General features: G+C 72.5%; 5 protein-coding genes. 1 reads left to right on the forward strand and 4 read right to left on the reverse strand.

Translation table 11 applies throughout. The features are described 5' to 3' along the window. Positions 1 to 163 precede the first annotated feature (163 nt). A complete protein-coding gene (locus tag JNW89_RS27305) occupies positions 164 to 571 on the reverse strand; it encodes a VOC family protein (RefSeq protein ID WP_238451225.1) in 408 nt (135 codons plus the stop codon). Between the two features lie 90 nt (positions 572 to 661). Then, entirely contained in the window at positions 662 to 1678 is a 1017-nt protein-coding gene (gene sigB, locus JNW89_RS27310; RefSeq protein WP_375155149.1) for an RNA polymerase sigma factor SigB, read from the reverse strand. Positions 1679 to 1901: 223 nt separating this feature from the next. Here sigB and JNW89_RS27315 point away from each other — a divergent pair, with 223 nt between their 5' ends. Next, complete coding sequence (locus JNW89_RS27315; protein ID WP_238449838.1) at positions 1902 to 2690, forward strand: sporulation protein; 789 nt, start codon at positions 1902 to 1904, stop codon at positions 2688 to 2690. A 123-nt stretch (positions 2691 to 2813) separates the two neighbouring features. Here the strand turns inward: JNW89_RS27315 and dtd are convergent, their stop codons facing one another. Together dtd and JNW89_RS27325 are read right to left on the reverse strand one after the other, a co-directional pair. Continuing rightward, positions 2814 to 3236: a D-aminoacyl-tRNA deacylase gene (gene dtd / locus JNW89_RS27320; RefSeq protein ID WP_238451226.1), complete on the reverse strand. Its 423-nt coding sequence runs from the start codon at positions 3234 to 3236 to the stop codon at positions 2814 to 2816. Between the two features lie 49 nt (positions 3237 to 3285). Next, positions 3286 to 4770, reverse strand: a complete 1485-nt coding sequence (locus tag JNW89_RS27325) for a methyltransferase (protein WP_238449834.1) — start codon at positions 4768 to 4770, stop codon at positions 3286 to 3288. Positions 4771 to 5047: the final 277 nt, after the last annotated feature.

Below are 5047 nucleotides of genomic sequence, written 5' to 3' on the forward strand. Positions count from 1 at the left end.
TGCGGGTCGGCCGGCTCGCCGACGAGCAGCCCCGGGTCCGGTCGCTGACGTTGAACCCGGTGCTGGCCCGGCCGGACGGCATCTCGGTGCTGCACGCCGGCGTCCGGATCGGCTCGGCGGGCGCCCGCCCGGACACCGGCCCCCGGCGCCTCTGAGTCGCGGCTCAGCCGCGGCTGGAGATCTGCTGCACGCCCCAGGCGTTGCCGTCCGGGTCGGTGAAGAAGACGAAGCCCACATTGTCCAGCGGGTGCGGCACCGGGCGGGGATTCTCGCCCAACACCTGGATCTCGCTGACCTCCACGCCCCGCGCGACCAACTCCGCGCGCGCCTTCTCCAGGTCGGGCACCACCAGTTGGAGACCCTTGAGCGAACCCGGCGGCATGTCGGGCACCGCGCCGCGGCCGATCACGACCGAGCAGCCCGAACCCGGGGGAGTGAGCTGCACGATGCGCACGTCGTCGCCGACCCGGGTGTCGTGGTCGACGTTGAAGCCGAGCCGGTCGGCGTAGAACTCCTTGGCCCGGTCCACGTCGCTGACCGGCACCACCACCACTTCCAGCGTCCAGTTCATCCGCCGACCCTGCCGGAGGAGTACGACAAACCCAAGCGCCACACGCCGAAGGCCCCGGCGAACCGCCGGGACCTTCGGATCGGGGTCGGGTCAGCAGGCGTACGCCTCCAGCCGCTGCGCCCGCTCCGGCGCGCGCAGCTTGAGCAGCGTCACCTTCTCGATCTGCCGGATCCGCTCCCGGGACAGGCCGAACTCCTTGCCCACCTCGTCCAGGGTGCGCTGCCGGCCGTCGTCCAGGCCGAACCGCAGCCGGATCACCGCCTGCTCCCGCTGGGAGAGGGTGGCCAGCACGATGCTCACCTCGTTGCGCAGCTCACCGTTGGCGGCGGCGTCACCCGGCTCCTCGCGCGGGTCCACCGAGGCGACGAAGTCACCCAGCGCGCTCTCGCCGTCCTCGCCGACGGCCTGGTCCAGGCTGACCGGCTCCCGGTCGTACGAGATCAGCTCGATCACCTGGTACTCGGGGATCTCCAGGGCGACGGCCACCTCGGCCACGGTGGGCTCCCGGCCCAGCGAGACCGACAGCTCGCGGCGGACCCGGACCATCCGGTTGACCTGCTCGACCATGTGCACCGGGATGCGGATGGTGCGGGCCTGGTCGGCCATCGCCCGGGTGATCGCCTGCCGGATCCACCAGGTGGCGTACGTGGAGAACTTGTAGCCCTTGGCGTAGTCGAACTTCTCCACCGCGCGGATCAGGCCGAGGTTGCCCTCCTGGATCAGGTCCAAAAACGCCATCCCGCGCCCGGTGTAGCGCTTGGCGATGCTCACCACCAGCCGGAGGTTCGCCTCCAGCAGGTGGTCCTTGGCGGCGCGGCCCTGCGCCACGATGAGCTCCAGGTCACTCTTCAGCTCGGCGGAGACCGGGGTGCAGGCGGAGAGCTTCTCCTCGGCGAACAGCCCCGCCTCGATCCGCTTCGCCAGCTCGACCTCCTGCGCGGCGGTCAGCAGCTTCGTCCGCCCGATCCCGTTGAGGTACGCCCGGACGAGGTCGGTGGAGATGCCGCGCTCGTCGGTCGCGTCCAGGTCGGTCAGGGTCTCCGTGCCGTGCTCGGCGTCGATGGTGGCGGCCGGGCGCGTCTGGTTCTCGATCATCTGCAGGGCCATCTCAGTCTCTCCCCGTGTCCGCTTCTGTGCCGCGTACCGGCCCCAGTGGTGCCGGTGACAGACAGCTTTCCAACCGGGGCGTGAAACGGGAGTGAGGCGATCGGGGACCCGACAGCAATCCGGTCGGTTGCCGGGTGTCGTCGCCGGGTCCGCTTGCCGGCGGCGGTTACCGTGCCAGCGGTCGGCCACCGGGGCCGGCGGCGAACAGGCGACGGAGGACGTGGTGGTCTTCAAGCGGCTCATGCAGGCGATGGGTGTGGGTGGTCCCTCGGTGGAAACCGTGCTGGCCAACCCGAACTGCCGTCCGGGCGGTCAACTGGAGGGACGGATCCAGGTGGCCGGCGGGGACCACCAGGTGGACGTCTCCTATGTGGCCCTCGGCCTGGTCACCCGAGTCGAGGTGGAGAGCGCCGACTCCGAGTACGACACCACGCAGGAGTTCGGCCGTCGCCAGGTCACCGGCCCGTTCCGGCTGGAGCCCGGCCAGCGGTACGACGTCCCGTTCCGCTTCGACGTGCCCTGGGAGACCCCGCTGACCGACCTGTACGGGCACCACCTGCACGGGATGACGATGGGTCTGCGTACCGAGCTGGAGGTGGCGCGGGCCGTCGACAAGGGTGACCTGGACCCGGTGGCGGTGCACCCGCTGCCGGCGCAGGAGCGGCTGCTGGAGGCGCTGCTGCGGCTGGGCTTCCGGTTCGCCCGGGCCGACGTCGAGCGGGGGCACATCTACGGCGTACGGCAGAGCCTGCCGTTCTACCAGGAGATAGAGTTCCACCCGGCGCCGCAGTACGCCCGCGCGATCAACCAGTTGGAGCTGACCTTCATCAGCGACCCGCAGCAGACCCAGGTGGTGCTGGAGATCGACAAGCGGGGCGGCATCCTCACCGAGGGGCGCGACGCCTTCGGCCGCTTCACCGTCGACCACGCCACCCTGGACCGCACCGACTGGGCCGCCCAGCTCGACGGCTGGCTCCGCCAGTCCATCCAACGCCGCGGCCTCTTCTTCTGACCGCCCACCCCCGGGCCGCGCACGCCCAGCGCCGGTGATCAAGAAGTTTGCGTCAGGAAAGTGGGCTCGGCTGACGCAAACTTCTTGATCAACTAGGCGGGGCCGGGGCGGGAGGGGCGGGGGTCAGAGGTCGAGGAGGAGGGTGCGGGGGCCGACGTTGACGCTCTCCACCAGCATGTGGGCGCGGAAGCGGCCCGTCTCGACCTTGGCGCCGCGGTCGCGGAGCGCCTCCACCACCGCCGTCACCAGGGGTTCGGCGACCTCCGCGGGGGCGGCGGCGGTCCAGCTCGGACGCCGACCCTTGCGGGCGTCGCCGTAGAGGGTGAACTGGCTGACCACCAGGATCGGGGCGCCGGTGTCGGCGGCACTGCGATCGTCGTCGAGGATGCGCAGCTCGTGGATCTTGCGGGCCATCGTCTGCGCCACCTGCGGCGTGTCGGCGTGCGTGACGCCGAGCAGCACCAGCAGCCCGTCGTCGATCTGGCCGACCACCGCGCCGTCGACCGTGACGCTCGCCCGGCCGACCGTCTGCACCACCGCCCGCATCAGCGGACCCCCCTTCGGCCGCCCTCCGGCGCCGCCGGCGCGACCCGCGTCACGCCGTCACCGGCTCGATGATGCCGCGTTCGATCAGGTGCGCCACGATCGGGCCGGCCGCCTCGGCCAGCTCCTGCGGGGTGACGTCGTGCGCGGCGGCCAGCAGGGCGAGCTGGTCGCGCAGCGCCAGCCGGCCGTCGCAGCCGCCGACCAGCGCCAGCACCAGCGGGTCGACCTCCTCGCTCCAGCGCAGCCCGTGCGGCATCGTGAGGACCTGCCGGTCCACCGCCCACCCCTCGTCGCCCATGGTCGCCTCCTGCCGCAGCTGGAGCCCCTCGGCGGCCCGGTAGCGCTCGGCGAGCAGCGCGTCGGTGTCGCGTACCCGGAGGAAGTCCTGGCGGTCGAACCAGGTGGCGATCCGGTCGCCCATCGGGGGTTCCACCCGCTGGCGCAGGTCCTCGATCCGGACGACCGGTTCGGCGTGCCCGGACCGGCGCAGCGAGACGATGCCGAAGCCGATCGCCTCCACCTTGTGCGCGTCGAACCAGTCCAGCCAGGCCGCCATCCGCTGCGGGTCGGTCGCCTCGCCGACGTCGGTGAGCCAGAGGTTGACGTACGCCATCGGGTCGGCCACCTCGCGCTGGATCACCCAGGCGTCCAGGCCGGTACCCGCGAACCAGCCGGCCACCCGCTCGTGCCACTCCTCGCCGGCCACGTGCACCCAGTTCGCCAGGTACTGCATGGTGCCGCCCTCGGTGAGCAGGCTCGGCGCCGCGGCGGCCAGCTCGGCGCCGATCGCGTCGCCGACCCGCCCGGAGTCGCGGTAGACGTGGGTGGTGGTGCCCGGACCGACCACGAACGGCGGATTGCTCACCACCAGGTCGAAGCGGCGGCCGGCGACCGGGGCGACCAGGTCGCCGCGGAGCAGCTCCCAGTCCTGGCCGTTGAGCGCGGCGGTGGTGGCGGCGAAGCGCAGCGCCCGCTCGGAGAGGTCGGTGGCGGTGACCCGGTCAGCGTGGGTGGCCAGGTGCAGCGCCTGGACGCCGGAGCCGGTGCCCAGGTCCAGCGCGGTCCGCACCGGCCGGCGGACGGTGGCGCCGATCAGCGTCTGGGTCGCGCCGCCGATGCCGAGCACGTGTTCGCTGTGCAGCGGCCGGCCGGGGCGGGCGCTGGCCGGTACGTCGGCGAGGACCCACCAGTCGTCCCCGTACGGTTCCAGGTCGACGCCGGCGCGCAGTCCGTCGCCGTGCCGTTCGACCAGCCCGCCGGCGAGCGCCTCGGCGAGGTCCAGCGGGGCGAGCGCGGCGGCGACCGCCGCCTCGGGCTCGGTCTGGTCGCAGATGAAGACCCGGATCAGCGTGGCGAGCGGGTCGCGGTCCTCGGTGGCGCGCAGGGCGGCGCGGAAGTCGTTGCGGGCCACCCCGCCGGTGGCCTGCGCGCCGAGTCGGCCGGCGATCCCGTTCGAGGTGAAGTCCGCCCGGGTCAGCGCGGTGCGCAGCGCCTCGACGCCGGCGGGGGAGAGCAGCATGTCGTGTCGTTCCACGTGGCCATCCTGCCCCCCCGACGGCGGTCGATCGGCCGGCACCCGCGACATCCATACTGCGAGCTGTATGGATTGGTCGCTATCTCTTTTATGGTCATCGATGTATGGCTAGCATCTGCCCCAACATCCGTCGATGGGCGTCCCGGCCGCCACCAGCCTGCTCGGGGCGTACCGGTTGGGAGTCAGACGATGTCCGCTCTGCCCGTCCCCCGGCGCCGCGCGATCCGCGCCGTCGCCGTCACGGCCGCCGCGGCGGCGCTCTCCGTCGCCGCGTCCA

Source organism: Micromonospora sp. 4G55 (assembly GCF_016803375.1).